The organism is Streptomyces sp. NPDC033136 (assembly GCF_055578235.1).
The window spans coordinates 361,876-383,114 of the sequence record NZ_JBVIPD010000003.1 but is presented as its reverse complement, the minus strand read 5'-3'; the positions used below and the strand labels follow the sequence as shown (position 1 = coordinate 383,114).

Below are 21,239 nucleotides of genomic sequence, written 5' to 3'. Positions count from 1 at the left end.
CGGCAGCGGGAGTCAGGCCCGGGGCCGCCGGCCGCTGCGCCGCGGCGCGGGCTCGGCGCCACCCAGCAGGGACTGCCGGCGCTCCTCGCCGTGCTCCTCGACCTGGAGGACCACGCTGCGCAGCCCCTCCGCGAGGCCGCGGCACTCCGCGTCGCTGAGTCCGGCGGTGACGAAGGCCTCCTCCTCGTTGAACGCCGGGAACACCCGCAGCATGAACTCCTCGCCCTCGTCGGTGAGGCTCAGCAGCACCAGCCGCCCGTCGGTCGGATGACCGTCCCGTCGCAGCAGACCCCGCGACTCCAGCGTGCGGACCACACCCGTCAGCGTGCCCTTGGAGATCCCCGCCTCCTCCGCCACGTGCCGGGTCTCCGACTCGCCCCACACCCAGACCACCCACAGCACCACGAAGGCCGTCCAGGTCAGATCGGAACCCCGCAGCACCGAGTTCTCCAGGTGCTGCCGCACCGCGGACGCGGCCCGGTAGATGTTCGCGACCGCCGCCATCTGCTCCCGGCGGATCGGAATGCCCCCGAGTTTCGCCGCTGCGAGCTTCTCGGCCTCGGTGATGGATCGGTGGCCCGGCACGGGCGGCTCCTTCTGATCGCGGCGCGTCACACACGGGCGGCTCAACCCCGCCGTCCGGTCGTTCGGATTCAAATTGTACGAAGGTGAAAGGGAAACCCCACATGCCCGCCTCTCCCCGCATGCTCCTCGTCCTCAGCGAGAACTGGACCCTGACCGGCGGCCGGGCCGATCTGCCCGCCGCCGTCCGCTGGGCCCGCGAGGCCGAGGACGCCGGCTTTGACGCCGTCATGGTCAGCGAGCACATCGTCCTCGGCCCCGACGCGGCGGCCGCCGGCGTCATGGGCAATCCGCGCGACTACGCCCTCCCGGGCAACCAGGACCGGCACACCCCCTGGCCGAACTCGCTGCTGCTGCTCGCCGCCATCGCCCCCGTCACCTCCCGGCTGCGCCTGGCCGCCGCGGCCGTCCTCGCCCCGCTGCGCCACCCCCTGCTGCTCGCCCGCGAGCTCGGCACCCTCGACCTGATCAGCGAGGGGCGTCTCGTCGTGCAGCCCACGGTCAGCTGGAGCAAGGACGAGTACGACGCCCTCGGCGTGCCGTTCGCCCGGCGCGGGCGGCTGCTCGACGAGCACCTGGAGGTGTGGGCGAAGGCCTGGGGCCCGTCCCCGATCTCCCACGACGGACCGCACTTCCCCTTCCAGGACGTCTACTTCGAGCCCAAGGCCCACCGTCCGGACGGTCCCCGGCTCTGGTTCGGCGGCCAGCGCCTGCGCGGCCCCGTCCTGCGCCGCCTCGTCCGGTACGGCCACGGCTTCCACCCGCTGGGGCAACCCACGCCCGAGGACCTCCAGGCGCTCAAGGAGGCGATGGCCGCGGCGGGGCGGGACAGCGCGGAGCTGGAGATGATCGGCGGCACCCGGGCCGTCTTCCCCGACGACCGCTCCCCGGCGGACCTCGGCGCGGCGCTCGCCGTCATCCCCGAGCAGCTGGAGCAGGGCTTCACGACGTTCTGCGTCAAGCCGAACCAGTTCATCGACGACCCCGACGGGGTGGGGGCGTTCTGCCGTGAGGTCATGCGGCGGGTCGAGGCCCTGGCGTCCTGACCGTCCCGGCCCGGATCACCGCTCGACGAACCGTGCCAGGTGATCCGGGTCCGGCCGCAGCAGCCCGTCCCGCACCGCGAGCGCGGTGGCCTCCGCCCGGGAGGCGCAGCCGGTCTTGCGCAGCAGATGCTCGACATGGCTGTGCACGGTCCGCGGGGACAGGAACAGCGCCTGCGCGATGGCCTGGTTGGTCTGCCCCGTGGCCGCCCGGGTGAGCACCTCCAGTTCCCGGGGGCTCAGCCCGTACGGCAGTTCCGTGGGCGTCTCGTGCACCAGCACCGCGTCCGCCGCCAGGCCGGGCCCCGCCGGGTGCCGGTGCAGGACGAGCCGCCGCCAGTCGCCGTCAACCGGCCACAGCAGGCGCAGCCGCCGCCCGCCCGTGCCGGTGAAGGCGTGCAGCAGCGCACCAAATCCACCGTCCTCCCGCAGTACCCCGGGCCGGTCGCGGCCCGGCAGGTCGATCACCGCGCCGTCGCCGGTGACGAGGCTCGCCGCGTCCGCCTCCGCCAGACCGTGCAGATCACCGGTGTGCGCCAGCGGGTCGGCGAGCGCGGCCAGGGCGGGGATGACCGAGGCGAGCAGCCGGCGGGCGTCGGTGTCGTAGGCGTCCGCGCTCTCGGTGGAGAGGTGAACCAGGCCGACCAGCCGGCCCCGGTGCCGCAGGGCCCCTGTGACCCCGTCCCGGAAACCGGCCGGGCGGACCCGCTCGGCGTAGAACCAGCCGTGCCGGAAGCGCGGCCCGGCGTCCTCGGCGTCCTCCGAGATCGACGGCGGCAGCTCCCGCCGTACGACGTTGCGGTACCACGGTGTCGCGACGAACTCCCCGGCCATGGCCTGCGAGGCGGCGGCGGTGTAGCCGATGCTCGCGACCTGGACGTGCGAGCCGGTCAGCGGGTCGATCGTGAGCAGGGTCGCCGCGTCCAGGGGCAGCGCGCGGGCGAGCTCGCGGAGGGCCTGTGCGGAGGCCGAGGCGGTATCGCGTTCGCGGGTGAGCATGCCGATACGGGCGGCTGCCGCGATCTGGTGATGGCTGGGCATGACGAGCCTCCGGGCGGCTCGGGCGACGATATCGTTTGAGGCCTAACGATAGAGCCCCGGCTGGTGCCCCACAAGGTGTGCACCGGTACCGGGCGAGCGAGCCGGGGCGCGGTCGCAGTCGGTATTTGTACGGATGGCGCGGCGGGCCATGCGGGTCTTTCCTGTTCGGCACAGCCGGACGCCCGCTCCAGCCGGGCCCGCCCCTCGGAGAGAGCCCACCATGACCCCACCCCCGTACACCGCCTCGCGCCGACACTTCCTCGCCCTCTCCGCCGCCACCGCCCTGGCGGCAGCCGGATGCTCGGCCCCGCAGAACACCGCCGCCTCGACGAAGCCCTCACCCTCCGGCGGCACCCGCCTGACGAAGATCGGCCTCGACTACCCCTTCACCCAGCTCCCGCTCTACTCGACCCTGGTGAAGCTCTCCACGGCCCGGGCCGAGAAGCACGGCATCTCGCTGCTCACGACCAGCGACAACGCCAGCGCCGACACCCAGGCCAGCAACCTCAAGACCTGGGTCGCCCGCAAGGTTCCGGCGATCGTGTCCTTCCCGATGGTCTTCGAGGCCGCCGAGCCCTTTGCCAAGGCGGCCCTGGACGCCGGACTGATCTGGGTGACCTACGGCGGCTCCCTGCAGCACCAGAGCGCCGACATCCAGTTCAGCTTCCGCGAGGGCGGCACCCTGCTCGGCGAGGCGGCGGCGAGGTGGGCCCAGGAGCACCTCGGAGGCAAGGGCAAGATCGCCTTCCTCACCGACAGCGCCATCGAACTGGGCCGCGAACGCACCAAGGGCATGATCGACGCCTTCACCAAGGCGGCACCCGGCGTCGACGTGGTCGCCCAGGAGCAGGCCATCGACCCGGACACGGGCCTGACGAAGACGAAGGCGATCCTCGCCAAGCACCCCGACCTCAACCTCGTCCTCGGCGTCACCGACGCCGCCGCGTACGGCGGATTCAAGGCCCTCCAGCAGGCGGGCCGCGCGAAGGACGACGCGAAGACCTTCGTCGGCGGCCAGGACGGCGCCGCGCCCTCCCTCCTCGCCGTCAAACAGGGCACCTTCTACCGGGCCTCCGCCGCCCTGGCGCCCAAGGACATCGCGGCGGCCATCGTCGACGTGCCGCGCGCGGTCGCGGCCGGCCGGGCGAACCCGAGCGTCCAGGTGCCCATCACCCTCGTCCAGCGTGCCGACACCGCCCGGATCGACGCGCTGCTCGCCCAGAACGCCTAGGCCGGCCATGACGATCACGAACCTCCGCATCCGCGGCCTGACGAAGTCCTTCGGCGGAGTCAGGGCCCTGGACGGCGTGGACCTCACCGTCCCCGCCGGCCAGGTGCATGCCCTGCTCGGCCACAACGGCGCCGGCAAGTCCACCCTCATCAAGTGCCTCGGCGGCGCGTTCCCGCCCGACGCGGGCACCATCGAGGTCGGCGGCGCGTCGTACCAGCGCCTCACCCCGCGCGAGTCCATCGCGTCCGGCGTGGCGATCATCTTCCAGACGCTCAGCGTGGTCGACGCTCTGACCGTGGCGGAGAACATCTTCCTCGGCCAGGAGTGGACCCGGTACGGCCGTATCGACCGGCGCGCCCAGGAGGAGGTCGCCGCCGGGCTCCTGGAACGGGTCGCGGCCCGGTGCTCCCCGCGTGACCGGGTGGGCGATCTGCCCATGGGCCAGCGCCAGTTGGTGGAGATCGCCAAGGCCCTGAGCCGCAGCGCCTCGGTCCTGGTCCTCGACGAGCCGACGGCGGCGCTGTCCGGCGCCGAGACGGACGCCCTGGCGGAACGGGTGGAGGACCTGCGTACCCAGGGGCTGGCCATCGTCTACGTCACCCACCTGCTGGCGGAGGTGGAACGGCTGGCGGACGCGGTGACCGTGCTGCGGGACGGGCGGGTGGCTCATCACGCGACGGTCGCGGGGCGGACGCGGCGGGAACTGGTGGAGGCGATCGCGGGACGGCCCACGGAGGAGACACGGACGCCTCGGCGCGGAGCGGGCCCGAGCGCGCCCGGCGCCGGAAGCACGCCGGTCCGCGATGTGCCCGGCTCCCGAACCACGCCGGTCCCCGATGTGCACGACCCCGCAAGTACGCCGGACCCCCACGCGCCCGAGCCGCGGCGAACTCCCGTCTCACCCTGTCTCGTCGCCGACGCCCTGTGCGGCCCGGGCTTCGGCCCCGTCGGCCTCACCGTCGCCCCGGGGGAACGCGTCGGTCTGTTCGGCCTCATCGGTTCCGGCCGCACCCGCATCCTGGAGACCCTCTACGGCAGGCGCCGCGCCACGGCCGGAACGATCCGGGTCGGCGACCGTACCGTCACCCCGGCCCGCCCCGCCGACGCCCTCGCCGCCGGGATCGCCCTGGTACCGGCGGACCGGCGCGCCCAAGGTCTGTTCCCCTCGCTGTCCGCGCAGGACAACGCCCTGCTGCCGTCCGTCCGGCCCCTGGCCCGCCACGGGGTACGGGCGCTGCGCACCGAGCGGCGGGTGTTCGGCGCGCTGGCCATGGCGGTCGGGCTGCGTCCGGCCCGGCCCGGACTGCCCGCGGCCGCGTTCTCCGGCGGCAACCAGCAAAAGCTCGTCCTCGGACGCTGGATCAACGACGCCCGGCACGTGGACGTCCTGCTGCTGGACGAGCCGACCCAGGGCGTCGACGTGGGCGCCCGCCAGGAGATCTACCGGGTGGTGTCCACGCTCGCCGAGGACCGGGGCACCGCCGTGCTGTTCGCCTCCAGCGACCCGGAGGAGATCGTGGCGCTCGCCGACCGCTGCCTGATCGTCGCCGGGGGACGGATCGTCGGCGAACTATCCGGTCCCGAACTCACCGAACAGGCCCTGCTGTCGGCCGTCCACGACCCCCTGACCGACGAAGGAGCAGCATGACCACCGCCGACCCGGTCCTCACCCGGCCCCGCCTGATCGCCACGGGCGGGCTGACCACCGTACGACGCAACCCGCTCCTCGTCGTGCTGCTCGCGATGGTGCTGGTCTTCCAGGTGACCACGGGCAGTTTCCTCGCCCCGGCCAACCTCGCCGGCATCGCCACCGAGGCCGCCACCCTCGCCATCGTCGCGGTCCCGCTGGCCCTGCTCGTCATCAGCGGCTACCTCGACCTGTCGGTCGGTTCCACGCTCGCCCTCGGCGGGCTGGTCGCGGGCTGGCTGGCCGGGCAGCACCACCAGTCGCCCGCCGTCGCCCTGCTCGGGGCGCTCGCCGCCGGGGCCTTGGTGGGGGCGGTGAACGGCGTCCTGTGCTGCTACTTCGGCCTGTCCGCGTTCATCGTCACCCTCGGCATGCTGACCGCCGTACGCGGCCTCGCCCAGCAGTTGTTCCCGCTGCCGCTGAGCGGGTTCGGCTCCGGGTTCGCCTGGATCGGCGGGGCGCGGATCGCGGGTGTCGCCGCGCCGGTCGTGATCGCGGTGCTCGTGCTGGCCGCGGGCGCCCTGTTCCTGGCGCTCACACCGGCCGGACGGCACGTCTTCGCCATCGGCGTCAACCGGGAGGCCGCCCACCTCTCCGGCATCCACATCCGCCGTACCCCGTTCGCGCTGTTCGTCGTCACCGGCGTGGCCGCCGCCCTGGCCGGGGCGATCAAGGCGTCGGTGCTGGACAGCGTGGTCGCCGGTACCTCCGGCTCCGGCTTCGAACTGACCGTGCTCACCGCCGTGCTGCTCGGCGGCGTCGCCCTCACCGGCGGCTCCGGCTCCATCCTCGGCGTCCTGCTCGGCGTGCTCTTCCTCGGCGGCCTGCAGAACGGCCTGACCCTGCTCGACGTGCCGACGTTCTGGCAGCAGATGGCGCAGGGCACCGCGCTGGTGGCCGGCGCGGCCCTGGCGTACTTCGCCCCCCGCACCGGCCGCTGACCCACCCTCCCCCCGAAATGAGGTCATCCGTGAGCGACACCGCTCCCACTCTCGTCCTGACCGGCGGTCAGGTCCTCACCGTCGACGCCGGCTTCACCGTCGCCGAGGGCGTGGCCGTGCGCGGCCGGGACATCCTGGCCGTCGGCACCGACGCGGAGATGCGCGCGCTGGCCGGGCCCGGCACCCGGATCGTCGAACTGGGCGGCCGGACCGTACTCCCGGGCATCAACGACTCGCATCTGCACGGGGCCGCCTACGGCATGACGAAGCCTCCCTTCGCCATCGACGTCGGCCACCCGGCGGTGGGGTCCATCGCCGACATCGCCGCGGCGGTGGGCCGGGCAGCCGGGGATGCGCCCGCCGGTGCGTGGATCATCGGCCTGGGCTGGGACCCCGGCTACCTCGCCGAGTGCCTGGCCGACCCGGGCCGCTTCCCGCACCGGCGGGATCTGGACGCGGTCGCCCCGGACCACCCGGTCTGCCTGACCGACTTCTCCTCGCACATGGTGTGGGCCAACTCCGAGGCCCTGCGCCGCTGCGGCGTCGACGCGGACACCCCGGCCCCGCCCGGCGGTGTCATCGACCACGACCCCGACGGCCGGCCCACCGGCATCCTTCGGGAGGCCGCCGGGCGGCTCGTCCAGTCCGCACTCCCCGCCCCCACCCTCGCCCAGCGCCGCCAGGCCATTCAGGGCGTGATCCGCGAACTGCACTCCCGGGGCATCACCAGCTACACCGAGCCCGGCCTCGGCCCCGGCGGCGCCGACACCCTCTTCGGGGGCCTGAGCACCGACAACTGGACCGCCTACGCCGAACTCGCCGCGTGCGGTGACCTCCAGGCCCGGGTCAGCGTCCTGCTCCTGCCCGCACCCATGGGCGGCTCGGCCGACGACGTCCGCGAGGGCCTGGCCCAACTGCGCCGCCCCGAGTCGGCCGACCCCCGGCTGCTGCGGGCCATCGGCGTCAAGATCTTCGCCGACGGCGTCCCGCCCAACCGCACGGCGTGGATGAGTGAGCCGTACCCGGAGGGCGGCCACGGTGCCCTGTGCGTGCACGGCGACTCGCCCGCGCTCCAGGTGCACGAACTCCGCGAGATGATCCGGCTCGCCCACGAGGCCGGCTTCCAGCTCGGCGTGCACGTGACCGGCGACCGGGCCATCGACATCGTGGTGGACGCCTTCGTCGCCGCGAACACGGCCGTACCCCGTCCCGACGCCCGCCACTACGTCATCCACGGCGACTTCATCAGCCCCGGCAGCCTGGCGAGGCTCGCCGCGCACGGCTACGGCGTCAACATGAACCCCGCCATCAAGTGGACCATCTCCGACCTGATGGACGAGGTGGTCGGTCCCGAACGCTCCGCCTACCAGTGGCCGGTGCGCTCGGCCCTGGACGCCGGGGTACGGGTCTGCGCCAGCTCCGACGCCCCGATCACCGAGCCCGACTGGCGCCAGGGCGTGGCCTCCATGATGCTCCGCGAGTCCAAGGCCAGCGGCCGACCCAGCGGCCCCGACCAGTGCGTGCCGCTCGCCGACGCCCTGCGCGCCTACACGGCCACCCCGGCCTGGCAGGACTTCGCCGACGACTGGAAGGGCACCGTCGAGCCGGGCAGGGCCGCCGACCTGTGCGTCCTGGACCGGCCGCTGCTGGACCTCGACCCGCACGAGATCACGGACGTGCGGGTGGATCTCACGGTGTTCGACGGTCGGGTGGTCTTCGAACGGTGAGGGCGCGTTCCACCAGGTGGTCCGAGGTTCGAGAACCAGGATCGGGGCTGGCCGGCAGCACCTCTGTCCCAGGTTCAGCCCGGTCCGCGGCGATCGAGTGCAGCACGAACCTGGTTGAGGCCCTGCACTCTCCAGCGGCCCCGGTCGGGCATGTGGTCGTCTCGGCGCCAGCGCCAGGCGGAGAACATCGCCCAGTTCAGGGCGCGGCACCGGTGGATCAGGTCGTGGTCGGCCCCCGCATAGTGCTTTCCCACTTCGTCGGGCGCATGGGCGAGGTCGAACTCGATCGGCCCACGGCAGCAGGTGGCGAGGTCCACGAAAAGCGGCCCCCTCCTCGTGTTCAGGAGGTTGCCCGGATGAGGCTCGCCGTGCAGCAGCTGGTCGCCGGTGTTGTCGATGCTGATCGCGGCGCTCAGTCCACTGAGTGTGGAGCTGAGGAGTTCCCGGTCGGAGTCGGGCAGCTCGGGGGACCGGTCCCGGTCGTTCACCTCTCCCAGTGCCACGGCGACCCGATCGGTGAAATGCGGTGCGGCCAGGTCGATCTGGCGCAGGGCCGCATGGTGCCGCAGGAACACGTCCGCGTAGTCGGCCGGGGCGATCTCCGACCCCACCGGTTCGTAGTAGGTCCAGAGCGAGATGGCGAAGGCATCACGCGAATAAACTCGCGGCTCGACCCGAGGCTCGAGCTCGGCCACCGGAGCGTCGACGCCGGCGAGACGGTGGGCGACCTCTACTTCGAACTCGGAATCAGCCAGATGCCCCGAGGGTGCGACCCGAGCCAGAATGTCGCAAGGGACCAGGCGCAGCGCGACGCGGTCCGAGTTGTGGATGACGATCGCATCGTCGACCTGAAGGCCCAGCTCGGAAGCGGTCGCCCGTCCTGCCTCGACTGCGCGGCGGAGTTCTAATGGCTCCATACCGGTCTCCCTCCTTTTGAGTGCCCATAGGTGTTGGGGGACAGCAGCGATGCCCACCGATGTCTTCGTGAACATCCTTCGGCGGCCGGACCCGGACCTTGCGACAAGCATCGGCGGTTTCTGCCGGTCAGCAAAGGCCGTTGTGGACGGTCAGGCCGCCCGCAGCTCCGTCCGCCCGATCCCCCACCGCCGCTTCCGGTACCGGCCGGCCACCCGGCACACCGCGTAGATCGTGAAGGAGATCGTCGTGACATAAGGGCTGATGGGAATGCTGCTGCCCAGGGCGAGCAGGATGCCGCCCTCGATGGAGGCCACGGCGAACACGACGCTCAGGACGGGCAGCAGTACCGGTGAGGCGGTGACGCGGGCGGCTGCCGCGGCCGGGGTGACGACCATCGTGAGCACCAGCAGCGCGCCGACGATCTGCACCGACAGGGCGACCGCGAGCCCGAGAACCAGCATGAAGGCGAAGGACAGTCCGCGGACCGGCACCCTGCGCGCCTCCGCCACCTCCGGGTCGGTGCTGGCGAAGGCCAGCGGGCGCCACATGACCGCCAGGGCGGCCAGCACCAGCACGGACGTACCGAGCAGCCACGACATCTGCGGGGTGTCCACGGCGACGATCTGGCCGGTCAGCAGCCCGAACTTGTTGGCCGCCCGGCCCTTGTAGAGGGCGAGGAAGAGCACCCCGAGGCCCAGCCCGAACGGCATGATGATGCCGATCACCGAGTTCCGGTCCCGGGCCCGCGTCCCCAGCACACCGATGGCGCCGGCCGCGAGGAGCGAACCGGCGATCGAGCCCGCCACGATGTTCGCCCCCAGCAGCAGCGCCGCCGAGGCGCCCGCGAAGGACAGCTCGCTGATGCCGTGCACCGCGAACGGCAGGTCCCGCATCAGCACGAACACCCCGGCGAGCCCGCCCACCAGCCCGAGTGCCACACCGGCGACGAGGGAGTTGCGGACCAGGGACAGGAGTGCGCCGTAGTCGGTGAAGTCGAAGATCTGGTGCCAGGCCCCGTCCGCGAGCGTCATGCGCGCACTCCGTCCGTCACGTGGACCGGCCCGGGATGGTGCGGCGGGGCGGCCGTCTCGTCGGGCGCTCCGGCGACCACCACCCGGCCGCGCACGCGGACGACGTCGACCCGCGTGCCGTAGAGCCGGGACAGCGACTCGGAGGTCAGCACCTCCTCGGGGGTGCCGGTCCGGTGGCCGCCACGGGCCAGGTACAGCACCCGGTCGGCCAGCCCGAGCACCGGGTTGATCTCGTGCGTCACGAACACCACCGCCGTGCCGTGGGAGCGGCGCCGGGCGTCGATCAACTCGGTGACGGCCCGCTGGTGGTTCAGGTCGAGCGACAGCAGCGGCTCGTCGCACAGCAGGACGCGTGGGTCGGTCGCGAGAGCCTGCCCGATGCGCACGCGCTGCCGCTCACCGCCGGACAGCATCCCGAGCGGGACGTCGGCGTAGGACAGGGCCCCGACCGATGCGAGGATCTCGGCCACCCGGCGGCGGGCCCCGGCAGCGCGCAGCCGCGGGCCGAAGCGGTGCCCGTCGATGCCGAACCGCACCAGGTCCCGGGCGCGCAGCATGGCCTGCGCGGACAGCGCCGCCTGCTGCGGGACGTAGCCGATGTGCCGGGCGGCCTCGCGTGCCGGCCGGCCGAGGACCGTCAGGGTGCCGGCGGACAGCGGCCGACGGCCCAGCAGCGCCCGGACGAAACTGGTCTTGCCGGCCCCGTTCGGGCCCAGCACGGCCAGGAACTCCCCGGGCCGCACGTCGAGGTCGAGGCCGCTCCACACCTCGCGGTCGCCGTAGGACAGGGCCGCTCCGCGCAGACTGACGACGGGCGCCGCGTCCCGCCGGGGTGCCGGGGTCACTTGGCCAGCGCGCTCGCGAGCGCGTCGACGTTGGCGGTCATCCAGCCGAGGTAGTCCGTGCCCTCCGGCAGGGTCTCGGTGACGGGTACGACGGGGATACCGGCCGCCTTGGCCGCTGCCTCGGTCTTCTCGGACTGCGGGCCGGAGGTCTGCTCGTTGTAGACGAGCACCTCGACCTTCCGGTCGCTGAACAGCGCCAGGTTCTCCCGGAGGACGCGCGGGGAGACGTCGTCGCCCTCCTCGACGGCCTCGCTGATCGCCGGGGGCGTCCTGTCGACCAGGCCGCAGGCCTCGGTCATGTACAGCGGCACGGGCTCGGTGATCGCCACTCCCTCGCCGCCGTGCTCCTTGCTGATCCGCGCCTCCTTCGCCTCCAGCGGCGCGAGCTTCGCCTTGAAGGCGGCGGCGTTCTTCCTGAAGGCGGCCGCGTGACCCGGGTCGGCCCGCGCGAGGGCCGCGGATATCCGGTCGGCGACCTTGGCGACGGTGGGGAAGTCGTACCAGACGTGCTCGTTCAGTTCGCCGCCCTCGGGCGCGGTCCTGCCGGACACCTCGACGGCGTCGATCACCTGGGCCGAGTCGTCGTGGTGGGCCTTCAGCATGCGGTCGACGAAGTCGTCGTAGCCGCCGCCGTTCTCGACGACGACCTTCGCCCTGGACAGGGCCAGCTGGTTCTGCGGGTCGGCCTCGTAGGAGTGCGGGTCCTGGTCGGGGTCGCTGATGAGCGAGGTGACGTCCACCCTGTCGCCGCCCACGCGCCGGACGATGTCGCCGTAGACGTCCGTGGAGGCGACCACGGACACCCTGGCCGAGGCGCTCGTGCCGTCGGCGGCGTCCGACGAGCTGCCGCAGCCCGCCAGCATGGCCAGTGACGCGCTGGTCAGCAGCGCCAGGCGGCGGGACGTGGACAGGGACATGGCTCCTCCAGGACGGATGCTCAGGGGGTTGCTGGCAGCCGTCACGCTAGATGGGAATGAATGTCACGTGCGGGTTCTGGCCGAAGTCATGTGGAAACCATTGCCAGTTGTTGGGATGCTCTGGACTGTCTATCCAATCGTTGGACATGTGGTCTAAAGTGAAGGTGGGCGAAGTGAGAGGAGGCGGGATGACGGCAGAGCTGGACGCCGAACGGAACGCGATCCTCGCCGCGCTGGTGCCGGTCGTGGACGGGATCGCCGCGACCTTCGGACCGGTCTGCGAGGTCGTGCTGCACGACTACCGGAACCCGGAGAAGTCCGTGGTCGCCGTGGCCGGTTCCGTGACCGGGCGCTCGGTGGGCGGCGCGATGAGCGAGATCGGCATGCGCGTCCTCGCCGGCGGCGACGGGGCGGCCGACGAACTCAACTACGTCACCCGCACCCGGAACGGCACACGGGTGAAGTCCTCCACGATGGTGCTCCGGGACTCCCAGGGAGCCGTCTTCGGCGCCCTCTGCGTCAACGTCGACGTCGGCGCCGTCGACCAGGCGCACCGGCTGCTCGGTGCGCTCGCCGGGGCCGGCGCCGCCCCCGCGGAGCCGCCGACCACCACCTTCGGCAACGACATCGACTCCGTGGTCGACGCCCTCGTCGACGCCCACCAGTCAAAACAGCGGGGGAGCTGGGCGGAACTCGACCGCGCGGAGCGCCTGGAGCTGTTCGGCGGACTGGACACCCGCGGCGTCTTCGCCGTGCGCGGCGCCGTCGAGCAGGTCGCCGCCCGGCTCGGCATCTCCCGCGCATCCGCCTACAACTACCTGTCCCAGGCCAGGACCGCCCATGACACTCCCACCGGAGGATCCGCGTGACGACCACCACCCCGCCGGTCACCCCCGACGACGTCCGGGACGCCGCAGCCCGCCTCAAGGGCGTCGCCCACCGCACGCCCGTACTGCGCTCGCGTACGCTCGACGCGCTCGTCGGCGCCGAGGTCCACCTCAAGTGCGAGAACTTCCAGCGCATGGGCGCCTTCAAGTTCCGCGGCGCCTACAACGCCGCCTCCCGCCTCACCCCCGAGCAGCTGTCCCACGGTATCGCCGCCTACTCCTCCGGCAACCACGCCCAGGCCGTCGCCCTGGCCGCCCGCGAGCTCGGCACCACCGCGGTGATCGTCATGCCCGAGGACGCCCCGTCGTCGAAGCGGGCGGCCACCGCCGGCTACGGCGCCGAGATCGTCACGTACGACCGTTACACCGGCGACCGTGTCGCCATCGCCGAGGCCCTGGCCGCCGAGCGCGGTCTGACGGTCATCCCGCCCTACGAGCACCCGCACGTCATCGCCGGGCAGGGCACGGCCGCCCTCGAACTCCTCGAGGAAGCGGGGGAGCTGGGGGCTCTGCTGACGCCGGTCGGCGGCGGCGGGCTGATGGCGGGCAGCGCCACGGTGGCCAAGGACCTGCACCCGGACATCCGGATGACCGGCGTCGAGCCGGAGGCCGGGGACGACACCAGGCGCTCCCTGGCGGAGGGGCGGCGCGTCAGCATCCCGGTCCCGCACACCATCGCCGACGGCCAGGCCCTGCACACGCCCGGCGAGCTGACCTTCTCGATGAACCGCACCCTCCTCGACGACGTCGCCCTGGTCTCCGACGACGAGATCCGGGACGCGATGCGGTTCGCCTTCGAACGCCTGAAGATCGTCGTCGAGCCGAGCGGCGCCACCCCGCTGGCGGCCCTGCTCACCGGCCGCACGGGCCCTCTCCCGGAGCGCGTCGGTGTGATCATCTCCGGCGGCAACATCGATGCCGAGCGCTTCGCCGGGCTCTGCGGCCACACCGCCCCCGGAATGGCGCCGCCCGCCTGACGGACGGACGATGGAAGGAGACCCCTTACCGAGGAGGAGCGTCATGCTTGAAGTGAAGACGCTCGACAAGCCGGACGAGCGGCGCGACTATCCCCAAGGCCACCTGGAAGCCGTCCACATGACGGGACTGGACTTCGCCGTGGCCGCGTTCGAACCGGGCTGGCGCTGGTCCGAGTCCGTGGCCCCCATCGCCGGGACCGACAGCTGCCGGATCCACCACAACGGCTACGTCGTCTCGGGCCGTATGCACATCCGCATGGACGACGGCGCGGAAAGCGAGGTGGGACCCGGCGACGTGTTCGTCTGCTCGCCCGGGCACGACGCCTGGGTGGTCGGAGACGAACCGTGCGTGGTGTACGACTTCGCGGGCAGCATGGCCAAGGAGTACGCCAAGAAGGAGTAGGGGCAGTACCGGTGGGAAGGACTGGCCGGTCACCCGCGCGCCGGCGGCGTGTCACACGGTGACGACCACCTTCGCCCGCGTGTGTTCCTCCAGGAACCGGATCACCTCGGCGGGCCAGGCACCGGCCTGCCGACGTCCCTGGACTCCAGCGTGTCCGCCGAGCCGTACCGGTCCTGCACCACTGCCTTCATGGGACCCCCTCCGTTATCGGCGAGCGTAGGGAACCTCCTCCCCCGGGGCATCGGGGGCAACCCTGATTTTCCCCGGGGTCGCCCTTGCCGGCCGCACGTCCACGGCCGGGGGTGTCGCCCCCAGGCCCTCGCCGGCGTCGCCTCCGGTGCCTTCGAGGTGCTGGCCGACGGCATCACGCGGCAGGCCGAGACCGGGTTGGCGGCCGACCCGGCCGTCCTCTGCCGGGTCGCGCGACACGGGAAGCCCCTAGTGAAAGGACCCCTGAGCCGGCGCTCCGCCCGTCAGGCCTCTCCCACCAGGATCACCTCCAGCGTGCGCGGACCGTGTACCCCCTCGACCCGGTCCAGCTCGATGTCGCTGGTCGCCGACGGCCCGGAGATCCAGGTCAACGGGCGCGCCGGGTCGAGGCGTTCAAGCCCCTGCGGTACGGACGACACGACCTGGCCGGGAACCCGGACGACGCAGATGTGATGGTCCGGGACGAGGGTGATCCGGCGCCGCCCCTGGTCGGGTGAGCCGTCCAGCACGATCGTCCCGGTCTCCGCGATCGCGACCGCACAGCCCGTCACCACACTGTCCACCCGGTCGAGTTCGTGCGGCGTGCTCTCCGCCCGGTCCGCCACCCGTGTCACACCGGTCGCCGCCAGCCACCCCTCGTCCAGCCCGGGAGGCACCAGCACCGAGGCCGACCCCCGCTTCTCCAGCAGCGCCGCGATCAGCCCGGCCAGCCCGTCGGCGTCCGTGCGGTGCACGACCGCCCGGTAGTCCACCAGGTTCCCGGCGAGCAGATCCACCGTCTCCGGGGCACCGAGGTCCCCGTGCTGTCGCAGATAGTCGCGCGGAACCGCCTGCTCGTACGGCGGGTCGTCCCGCGGTACGTCCGCCAGCGCGCGCCGCACCCGGCCCAGGACCCGTTCCCTGCTGTTCACTCGGCACCGTCCTTCCCGCCGCGCGTGCGCTGCCACCAGTCCCGGAACGGCTCGGCCGGCACCGGCGGCAGGTCCCGCGACCCGCTCCACGCCCTGCCCGGACCCGGCAGCGTCCGGGGATGGAAGCGGCGGGTCCGGGAGGCCGCGCGCTGGCCGGTGCGCAGCGCGCCCGGGTGGGTGAACGCCCAGCGCGCCGCGCGCATCGCGGCCCGCTCGGCGGCATGCCCCTTCGCGGGCCGCAGCACCACCTTGTTGCCCTCCCGGGTGACCTCGCCGCCCTCGACGACCCGCTCCCGCAGATGCACCAGCACCTCGGGGATGTCGATGGCGACCGGGCACACCTCGTAGCACGCCCCGCACAGCGAGGACGCGTATGGCAGCGAGGCGTCGATCTCGCTGTCCGTGCCCCGCAGTTGGGGGCTGAGGATCGCGCCGATCGGGCCCGGGTACACCGAGCCGTAGGCGTGGCCGCCGGCCCGCTCGTACACCGGGCACACGTTGAGGCACGCCGAGCAGCGGATGCAGCGCAGTGCCTGCCGGCCGACCTCGTCGGCGAGGGTGTCGGTGCGCCCGTTGTCCAGCAGCACCAGGTGGAAGGTGCTCGGCCCGTCAGCCGTCTCGGAGTCCGTCGTGCCGGTCCACGTCGACGTGTACGGGTTCATGCGCTCGGCCGTCGAGGAGCGGGGGAGGGTCTGCAGGAACACCTCCAGGTCCTGCCAGGTGGGGACGATCTTCTCGATGCCGACGACCGAGATCAGCGTCTCGGGCAGGGTCAGGCACATCCGCCCGTTGCCCTCGGACTCCACGACCACCAGGGTGCCCGTCTCGGCGACCATGAAGTTGGCGCCGGAGACACCGACCTTGGCGCGCAGGAACTTCTCCCGCAGGTGCAGCCGGGCCGCCTCGGCGAGGTCGGCCGGCGTGTCGGTGAGGCCCTCGGGGGCGGGGCGGCCCCATGCGCTCATCTCGCGGGCGAAGATGTCCCGGATCTCGCCGCGGTTGCGGTGGATGGCCGGCACCAGGATGTGCGAGGGGCGGTCCTTGCCCAACTGCACGATCAGCTCGGCGAGATCGGTCTCGTAGGCGTGGATGCCCTCGGCCTCCAGTGCCTCGTTGAGTCCGATCTCCTGCGTGGCCATCGACTTGACCTTGACGACCTCCGACTCGCCGGTCATCTTCACGAGCTGGGTGACGATCTCGTTGGCCTCGGCCGCGTCGGCCGCCCAGTGCACGACGCCGCCCGCGGCCGTGACCGACTCCTCCAACTGCACGAGATAGCGGTCCAGATGGCGCAGCGTGTGGTCCTTGATGCGCTTGCCCGCCTCGCGCAGCTCGCCCCAGTCGGACACCTCGGTCACGGCCTTGGCCCGCTTGGCGCGGATGGTGTGTGTGGCGTGCCGCAGATTGCCGCGCAGGGTCTCGTTGCCGACGGCCTCCCGCGCGGCCTGTGGAAACGTCGGCATGCCGACGAACGTCCCGCTCATACGGCCGGTTCCTCCTCCGTGCTCGCCAGGATCTCCGCGATGTGCACCGGCCGCATGGCGGTCCGCAGCCGGGTCATCGTCCCGCCGATGTGCATCAGGCAGGAGTTGTCGGCCGCGCACAGCACCTCGGCGCCCGTCGACTCGGCGTTGCGCACCTTGTCGGTGCCCATGGCCGCCGAGACGTCGGCGTTCTTCAGCGCGAAGGTGCCGCCGAACCCGCAGCACTCGTCGGCCCCCGGCAGCTCGGCCAGCTCCAGCCCCTTCACCGCCCGCAGCAGCCGCCGCGGCCGCTCGCCGAGCCCGAGTCCGCGCAGCCCGTGGCAGGTCGGGTGGTAGGTCACCCGGTGCGGGTAGTACGCCCCGACGTCCGTCATGCCCAGCACGTCCACCAGGAACTCCGTGAGCTCGTACGTCTTCGGCACGACCGGCGCCAGCGTGGCCGCGAGGGTGTCCCCGCGCCCCTCGGCCCGGGCCCGCTCGCCCATCCGCGGATACAGCTCCCGCACCATCGCTCCGCAGGACCCGGACGGCGTCACGATCGCCTCGTACTCGCCAAAGACATCGGAGAAATGCCGGGCGAGCGGCTCGGCCTCGTGACGGTATCCGGTGTTGTAGTGGGCCTGGCCGCAGCAGGTCTGCGCCATCGGGAAGTCGACGTCGACGCCCAGCCTGGTCAGCAGTTTCACCACGGCGCGCCCGGTGTCCGGATACAGCGTGTCGTTGACGCAGGTCAGGAACAGGGCGACACGCATCGCGGCTCCTTGTGGTTGGTCATCGGATGAGTGCTGGAGGTACCGCCCACACGCGTCCAGCGTAGAGGGGGAGTGGTCCGGGCACACGGCCTGGGGCAGAGCCCGTCAGGTCCGGGCACACGGCCCGGGGGAAACCCTGTCAGGTCCCGGCTAGCCGGTCCTGCGCGGCGCGCCACCGCCCGGTCCCGCCCCGCGGCTCGTACCGCGTCAGCGGCTGGGTCCGGACCAGCAGCCCCCGCATGCCCGCGAGGTCGCCGACCAGCCCGTGTGCCCGCGCCTGTACGAGCACGTTCCCCAGGGCGGCCGCCTCGGTCGGACCGGCCACCACCGGCAGCCCGCACGCGTCGGCGGTCAGCTGGCACAGCAGGGCGTTGCGCGTACCGCCGCCCACCACATGCACCGCGTCGACCGCCTGCCCGGCGAGGCGCTGGGCGTCCTGGACCGCCCTGCGGTGCGCGAGGGCGAGGGAGTCGAGGATGCAGCGGGTCACCTCGGCCGGCGACTCGGGCACGGGCTGCCCCGACTCCCGGCACGCCTCGGCGATCCGCTCCGGCATCCGGCCCGGCGCGAGGAACGCGGCGTCGCCCGCGTCCACGACCGAGCGCAGCGCCTCCACCCTGGACGCCTCCAGCAGGAGTGCGCCCAGGTCAGGGTCGCCCCAGGCCCGCACGCACTCCTGGAGCAGCCAGAGCCCCATGATGTTGCGCAGATACCGGACCGTGCCGTCCAGGCCCAGCTCGTTGGTGAAGTTGGCCGCCCGGCTCTCCTCGGTCAGCACCGGCGCCTGGAGCTCCAGACCGGCCAGGGACCAGGTGCCGGTGCAGATGTAGGCGAACCGCTCGCCCGACGCCGGGACCGCGGCGACCGCCGAGGCGGTGTCGTGTGAGCCGACCGTCGTCACCGGCACCGGGCCGGTGAGCCCGGTCTCCTCCAGCACCTCGCCGCGCAGCAGCCCCGCGGGATCACCGGGGTGCCTGAGCGGTGCGAACAGGTCAAGGTCGATGCCGAGCCGGGAGGCGATGTCGTGCGACCAGTCGCGGGTCCGCGGGTCGATCAGCTGGGTCGTGGAGGCGTTGGTGAGCTCCGTGCCCTGCTCTCCGGTCAGCCAGTACGCCAGCAGGTCCGGCATCAGCAACAGCCGCTTCGCCTGGGCCAGCTGGGCCGTGGAACGAGCCGCCGTCAGCTGGTACAGGGTGTTGAACGGCGCGTACTGCAACCCGGTCGCGGCGTACAGCTCCTGAGCGGGCACGGTCGCCCACACCTTGTCCGCGACACCTTCGGTCCGGGAGTCCCGGTAGTGCACGGGGTTGCCGAGCAGCGCCCCGTCCGCGTCGAGCAGGCCGTAGTCCACGGCCCAGCTGTCGATGCCGACGGAGTCGACCCGCCCGGCCGCCTGCAGCCCGTCCAGCACTCCGCGGTACAGCCCGAGCACGTCCCAGCGCAGCCCTTCCGGCACGCGCACCGGCCGGTTCGGGAAGCGGTGGATCTCGGTCAGCTCCAGGGAGTCCGGGCCGACGCGGCCGGCCATGACGCGCCCGCTGGACGCGCCGAGGTCGACCCCCGCGTACGTCTTCACGGCCGCGCTCATCGCAGGAAGGCGGCCGCGACGCCGGCGTCGACCGGGATGTGCAGCCCGGTCGTGTGGGTCAGGTCCCCGCCGGTCAGCGCGAACACGGCGCCCGCGACGTGCTCGGGAAGCACCTCGCGCTTGAGGATGGTCCGCTGGGCGTAGAACTCACCCAGCTTCTCCTCCTCGACCCCGTACACGGCGGCCCGCTTGGCTCCCCACCCGCCGGCGAAGATCCCCGACCCGCGCACGACACCGTCCGGGTTGACCCCGTTGACCCGGATCCCGTGCTCGCCCAGCTCGGCGGCGAGCAGCCGCACCTGGTGGGCCTGGTCGGCCTTGGTGGCCGAGTAGGCGATGTTGTTGGGGCCGGCGAACACGGCGTTCTTCGAGGCGATGTAGACGATGTCACCGCCGAGCTCCTGGGCGATCATTACCCGCGCCGCCTCCCGCGACACCAGGAAGGACCCGCGCGCCATGATGTCGTGCTGCAGATCCCAGTCCTTGGCGGAGGTCTCCAGCAGCGGCTTGGAGATCGAGATCCCCGCGTTGTTGACGACGAGATCCACTCCGCCGAAGGCCAGCACGGCAGCCCGGAACGCCTCGGCGATCTGCTCCTCGGACGTGACGTCCACCGTCACCGCGACGGCCTTGTCGGGCCCGCCCAGCTCCTCGGCGACGGCCTGGGCGTTGCCGGCGTCGAGGTCGGCGACGACCACACACGCCCCCTCCGCCACGAGCCGGTGCGCGATGGCCTTCCCGATGCCGCTGCCGGCACCGGTCACCAGCGCCACCCGGGTCGCCAGTGCCCTGGGCTTCGGCATCCGCTGGAGCTTGGCCTCCTCCAGCGCCCAGTACTCGATCCGGAACTTCTCGGACTCCTCGATCGGCGCGTAGCTGGACACCGCCTCGGCGCCGCGCATCACATTGACGGCGTTGACGTAGAACTCGCCGGCGACCCGCGCGGTCTGCTTGTCCTTGCCGAACGAGAACATGCCCACGCCCGGCACCAGCACGATCGCCGGATCGGCGCCCCGCATGGCCGGGGAGCCGGGCTCGGCGTGCCGCCGGTAGTAGGCGGCGTACTCCTCGCGGTACTCGGCGTGCAGCTCCTTGAGGCGGGCGATCGCCTCGTCGAGCGGCGCGCTCGGCGGCAGGTCCAGCACCAGCGGCCGGACCTTGGTCCGCAGGAAGTGGTCCGGGCAGGATGTCCCCAGCGCGGCGAGCCGCGGATGCTCCGCACGCGCCAGGAAGTCGAGGACGACCTCGGAGTCGTCGAAGTGCCCGACCTGAGGCCGGTCCCGGGAGGCGAGGGCACGTACATACGGCGCGAGGGCGGCGGCCCGCTCCCGCCGCTCACCGGCGCCCAGCGGCGCATACCCCTCGACGACCGGCCCGAACGGCTCGGTCTTCCCCCGCTCGGCGAGGAACCGCTCGGCGGTCCGGATGATGTGCAGCGAGTTCCGCTCGCACTCCTCGGAGGTGTCGCCCCAGGCGGTGATGCCGTGCCCGCCGAGAACGCATCCGATGGCCTGCGGATTGGCCTTCTGCACGGCCGCGATGTCCAGCCCCAGCTGGAAGCCCGGCCGCCGCCACGGCACCCACACCACACTGTCCCCGAAACACTCGGCGGTCAGCTTCTCCCCGTCGGCGGCACAGGCGAGCGCGATCCCGGAGTCGGGATGCAGGTGGTCGACATGCGCGGCCTCGACGAGCCCGTGCATGGCGGTGTCGATGGAGGGAGCGGCTCCGCCCTTGCCGTGCAGGCAGTAGTCGAAGGCGGCGACCATCTCGTCCTCGCGCTCGACGCCCGGGTACACGTCGACGAGCGCCCGCATCCGGTCCAGCCGCAGCACGGCCAGCCCGGCCTCGGTGAGCGTCCCGAGATCACCGCCCGACCCCTTGACCCACATCAGCTCGACGTCGCCGCCGGTCACGGGGTCGGTCTCGGTGCCCTTGGCGGAGGCGTTGCCGCCGGCGTAGTTGGTGTTGCGGGGGTCGGAGCCGAGCCGGTGCGACCGGGCGAGCAGGGCCGCAGCTTCGGGATGGGTAGCCATGCCAGTTCCTTTTCAGAAGAGAGTGGGA

The 21,239-nt window shown here is 72.6% G+C and carries 19 protein-coding genes; 8 read left to right on the top strand and 11 right to left on the bottom strand.

The window, feature by feature from the left end:
• Positions 1 to 12: 12 nt before the first annotated feature.
• Positions 13 to 585 (bottom strand): MarR family winged helix-turn-helix transcriptional regulator, encoded by a 573-nt coding sequence (locus ACZ5TL_RS07440; protein ID WP_468588420.1) that lies wholly within the window; start codon positions 583 to 585, stop codon positions 13 to 15.
• Positions 586 to 686: 101 nt separating this feature from the next.
• On the opposite strand from ACZ5TL_RS07440, the gene ACZ5TL_RS07435 reads away from it, so the two are divergent.
• Positions 687 to 1,628: a TIGR03619 family F420-dependent LLM class oxidoreductase gene (locus tag ACZ5TL_RS07435; RefSeq protein WP_468588419.1), complete on the top strand. Its 942-nt coding sequence runs from the start codon at positions 687 to 689 to the stop codon at positions 1,626 to 1,628.
• Positions 1,629 to 1,643: 15 nt separating this feature from the next.
• On the opposite strand, the gene ACZ5TL_RS07430 is transcribed toward ACZ5TL_RS07435, so the two are convergent.
• Positions 1,644 to 2,666, bottom strand: coding sequence for a helix-turn-helix transcriptional regulator (locus ACZ5TL_RS07430; protein WP_468588418.1), 1,023 nt, complete (start codon positions 2,664 to 2,666; stop codon positions 1,644 to 1,646).
• A gap of 220 nt (positions 2,667 to 2,886) precedes the next feature.
• On the opposite strand from ACZ5TL_RS07430, the gene ACZ5TL_RS07425 reads away from it, so the two are divergent.
• Genes ACZ5TL_RS07425 through ACZ5TL_RS07410 form a run of 4 tightly spaced genes read left to right on the top strand, consistent with a single transcriptional unit; the run spans position 2,887 to position 8,252 of the window.
• Positions 2,887 to 3,897 carry a sugar ABC transporter substrate-binding protein gene (locus tag ACZ5TL_RS07425; RefSeq protein WP_468588417.1) on the top strand — a complete coding sequence of 337 codons (1,011 nt, stop codon included), beginning with the start codon at positions 2,887 to 2,889 and terminating at the stop codon, positions 3,895 to 3,897.
• Between the two features lie 7 nt (positions 3,898 to 3,904).
• Entirely contained in the window at positions 3,905 to 5,545 is a 1,641-nt protein-coding gene (locus ACZ5TL_RS07420) for a sugar ABC transporter ATP-binding protein (RefSeq protein ID WP_468588416.1), read from the top strand.
• A complete protein-coding gene (locus ACZ5TL_RS07415; protein ID WP_468588415.1) occupies positions 5,542 to 6,525 on the top strand; it encodes an ABC transporter permease in 984 nt (327 codons plus the stop codon). Before ACZ5TL_RS07420 ends, ACZ5TL_RS07415 begins: the two co-directional genes overlap by 4 nt.
• Positions 6,526 to 6,554: 29 nt before the next feature.
• On the top strand, positions 6,555 to 8,252 hold the full coding sequence (locus ACZ5TL_RS07410; RefSeq protein WP_468588414.1) for an amidohydrolase: 1,698 nt from the start codon (positions 6,555 to 6,557) through the stop codon (positions 8,250 to 8,252).
• Positions 8,253 to 8,326: 74 nt separating this feature from the next.
• Here the strand turns inward: ACZ5TL_RS07410 and ACZ5TL_RS07405 are convergent, their stop codons facing one another.
• The 4 genes from ACZ5TL_RS07405 to ACZ5TL_RS07390 form a co-directional block, all read right to left on the bottom strand.
• Positions 8,327 to 9,169, bottom strand: coding sequence for a phosphotransferase (locus ACZ5TL_RS07405; protein ID WP_468588413.1), 843 nt, complete (start codon positions 9,167 to 9,169; stop codon positions 8,327 to 8,329).
• Between the two features lie 150 nt (positions 9,170 to 9,319).
• Complete coding sequence (locus ACZ5TL_RS07400; RefSeq protein WP_468588412.1) at positions 9,320 to 10,201, bottom strand: metal ABC transporter permease; 882 nt, start codon at positions 10,199 to 10,201, stop codon at positions 9,320 to 9,322.
• Positions 10,198 to 11,046, bottom strand: a complete 849-nt coding sequence (locus tag ACZ5TL_RS07395; RefSeq protein ID WP_468588411.1) for a metal ABC transporter ATP-binding protein — start codon at positions 11,044 to 11,046, stop codon at positions 10,198 to 10,200. Before ACZ5TL_RS07395 ends, ACZ5TL_RS07400 begins: the two co-directional genes overlap by 4 nt.
• A complete protein-coding gene (locus ACZ5TL_RS07390) occupies positions 11,043 to 11,963 on the bottom strand; it encodes a metal ABC transporter solute-binding protein, Zn/Mn family (protein WP_468588410.1) in 921 nt (306 codons plus the stop codon). Before ACZ5TL_RS07390 ends, ACZ5TL_RS07395 begins: the two co-directional genes overlap by 4 nt.
• Before the next feature lie 188 nt (positions 11,964 to 12,151).
• On the opposite strand from ACZ5TL_RS07390, the gene ACZ5TL_RS07385 reads away from it, so the two are divergent.
• From ACZ5TL_RS07385 to ACZ5TL_RS07375, 3 genes are read left to right on the top strand one after another with little or no spacing between them, the layout of a single operon-like run.
• Positions 12,152 to 12,832 (top strand): helix-turn-helix transcriptional regulator, encoded by a 681-nt coding sequence (locus ACZ5TL_RS07385; RefSeq protein ID WP_468588409.1) that lies wholly within the window; start codon positions 12,152 to 12,154, stop codon positions 12,830 to 12,832.
• The gene (locus tag ACZ5TL_RS07380) at positions 12,829 to 13,827 is read left to right on the top strand and encodes a pyridoxal-phosphate dependent enzyme (protein ID WP_468588408.1); all 999 of its coding nucleotides are present in this window, start codon (positions 12,829 to 12,831) and stop codon (positions 13,825 to 13,827) included. Before ACZ5TL_RS07385 ends, ACZ5TL_RS07380 begins: the two co-directional genes overlap by 4 nt.
• A 43-nt stretch (positions 13,828 to 13,870) precedes the next feature.
• Complete coding sequence (locus tag ACZ5TL_RS07375; protein WP_468588407.1) at positions 13,871 to 14,230, top strand: cupin domain-containing protein; 360 nt, start codon at positions 13,871 to 13,873, stop codon at positions 14,228 to 14,230.
• Between the two features lie 473 nt (positions 14,231 to 14,703).
• Here the strand turns inward: ACZ5TL_RS07375 and ACZ5TL_RS07370 are convergent, their stop codons facing one another.
• From ACZ5TL_RS07370 to ACZ5TL_RS07350, 5 genes are all read right to left on the bottom strand, one after another.
• Positions 14,704 to 15,351 (bottom strand): LutC/YkgG family protein, encoded by a 648-nt coding sequence (locus ACZ5TL_RS07370; RefSeq protein WP_468588406.1) that lies wholly within the window; start codon positions 15,349 to 15,351, stop codon positions 14,704 to 14,706.
• A complete protein-coding gene (locus tag ACZ5TL_RS07365; protein WP_468588405.1) occupies positions 15,348 to 16,835 on the bottom strand; it encodes a LutB/LldF family L-lactate oxidation iron-sulfur protein in 1,488 nt (495 codons plus the stop codon). Before ACZ5TL_RS07365 ends, ACZ5TL_RS07370 begins: the two co-directional genes overlap by 4 nt.
• Positions 16,832 to 17,587, bottom strand: a complete 756-nt coding sequence (locus ACZ5TL_RS07360) for a (Fe-S)-binding protein (protein WP_468588404.1) — start codon at positions 17,585 to 17,587, stop codon at positions 16,832 to 16,834. The genes ACZ5TL_RS07365 and ACZ5TL_RS07360 overlap by 4 nt, the downstream gene beginning before the upstream one ends.
• 139 nt (positions 17,588 to 17,726) lie before the next feature.
• Entirely contained in the window at positions 17,727 to 19,175 is a 1,449-nt protein-coding gene (locus ACZ5TL_RS07355; RefSeq protein WP_468588403.1) for a rhamnulokinase, read from the bottom strand.
• Positions 19,172 to 21,211, bottom strand: coding sequence for a bifunctional aldolase/short-chain dehydrogenase (locus ACZ5TL_RS07350; RefSeq protein WP_468588402.1), 2,040 nt, complete (start codon positions 21,209 to 21,211; stop codon positions 19,172 to 19,174). Before ACZ5TL_RS07350 ends, ACZ5TL_RS07355 begins: the two co-directional genes overlap by 4 nt.
• Positions 21,212 to 21,239 lie beyond the last annotated feature (28 nt).

What these genes read in the sequence shown, in the direction of transcription:
- ACZ5TL_RS07435 (WP_468588419.1), top strand. Translation starts at nt 687, where the DNA reads ATGCCCGCCTCTCCCCGCATGCTCCTCGTCCTCAGCGAGAACTGGACC.
- ACZ5TL_RS07430 (WP_468588418.1), bottom strand. Translation starts at nt 2,666, where the DNA reads ATGCCCAGCCATCACCAGATCGCGGCAGCCGCCCGTATCGGCATGCTC.
- ACZ5TL_RS07425 (WP_468588417.1), top strand. Translation starts at nt 2,887, where the DNA reads ATGACCCCACCCCCGTACACCGCCTCGCGCCGACACTTCCTCGCCCTC.
- ACZ5TL_RS07420 (WP_468588416.1), top strand. Translation starts at nt 3,905, where the DNA reads ATGACGATCACGAACCTCCGCATCCGCGGCCTGACGAAGTCCTTCGGC.
- ACZ5TL_RS07415 (WP_468588415.1), top strand. Translation starts at nt 5,542, where the DNA reads ATGACCACCGCCGACCCGGTCCTCACCCGGCCCCGCCTGATCGCCACG.
- ACZ5TL_RS07405 (WP_468588413.1), bottom strand. Translation starts at nt 9,169, where the DNA reads ATGGAGCCATTAGAACTCCGCCGCGCAGTCGAGGCAGGACGGGCGACC.
- ACZ5TL_RS07400 (WP_468588412.1), bottom strand. Translation starts at nt 10,201, where the DNA reads ATGACGCTCGCGGACGGGGCCTGGCACCAGATCTTCGACTTCACCGAC.
- ACZ5TL_RS07390 (WP_468588410.1), bottom strand. Translation starts at nt 11,963, where the DNA reads ATGTCCCTGTCCACGTCCCGCCGCCTGGCGCTGCTGACCAGCGCGTCA.
- ACZ5TL_RS07385 (WP_468588409.1), top strand. Translation starts at nt 12,152, where the DNA reads ATGACGGCAGAGCTGGACGCCGAACGGAACGCGATCCTCGCCGCGCTG.
- ACZ5TL_RS07375 (WP_468588407.1), top strand. Translation starts at nt 13,871, where the DNA reads ATGCTTGAAGTGAAGACGCTCGACAAGCCGGACGAGCGGCGCGACTAT.
- ACZ5TL_RS07365 (WP_468588405.1), bottom strand. Translation starts at nt 16,835, where the DNA reads ATGAGCGGGACGTTCGTCGGCATGCCGACGTTTCCACAGGCCGCGCGG.
- ACZ5TL_RS07360 (WP_468588404.1), bottom strand. Translation starts at nt 17,587, where the DNA reads ATGCGTGTCGCCCTGTTCCTGACCTGCGTCAACGACACGCTGTATCCG.
- ACZ5TL_RS07355 (WP_468588403.1), bottom strand. Translation starts at nt 19,175, where the DNA reads ATGAGCGCGGCCGTGAAGACGTACGCGGGGGTCGACCTCGGCGCGTCC.
- ACZ5TL_RS07350 (WP_468588402.1), bottom strand. Translation starts at nt 21,211, where the DNA reads ATGGCTACCCATCCCGAAGCTGCGGCCCTGCTCGCCCGGTCGCACCGG.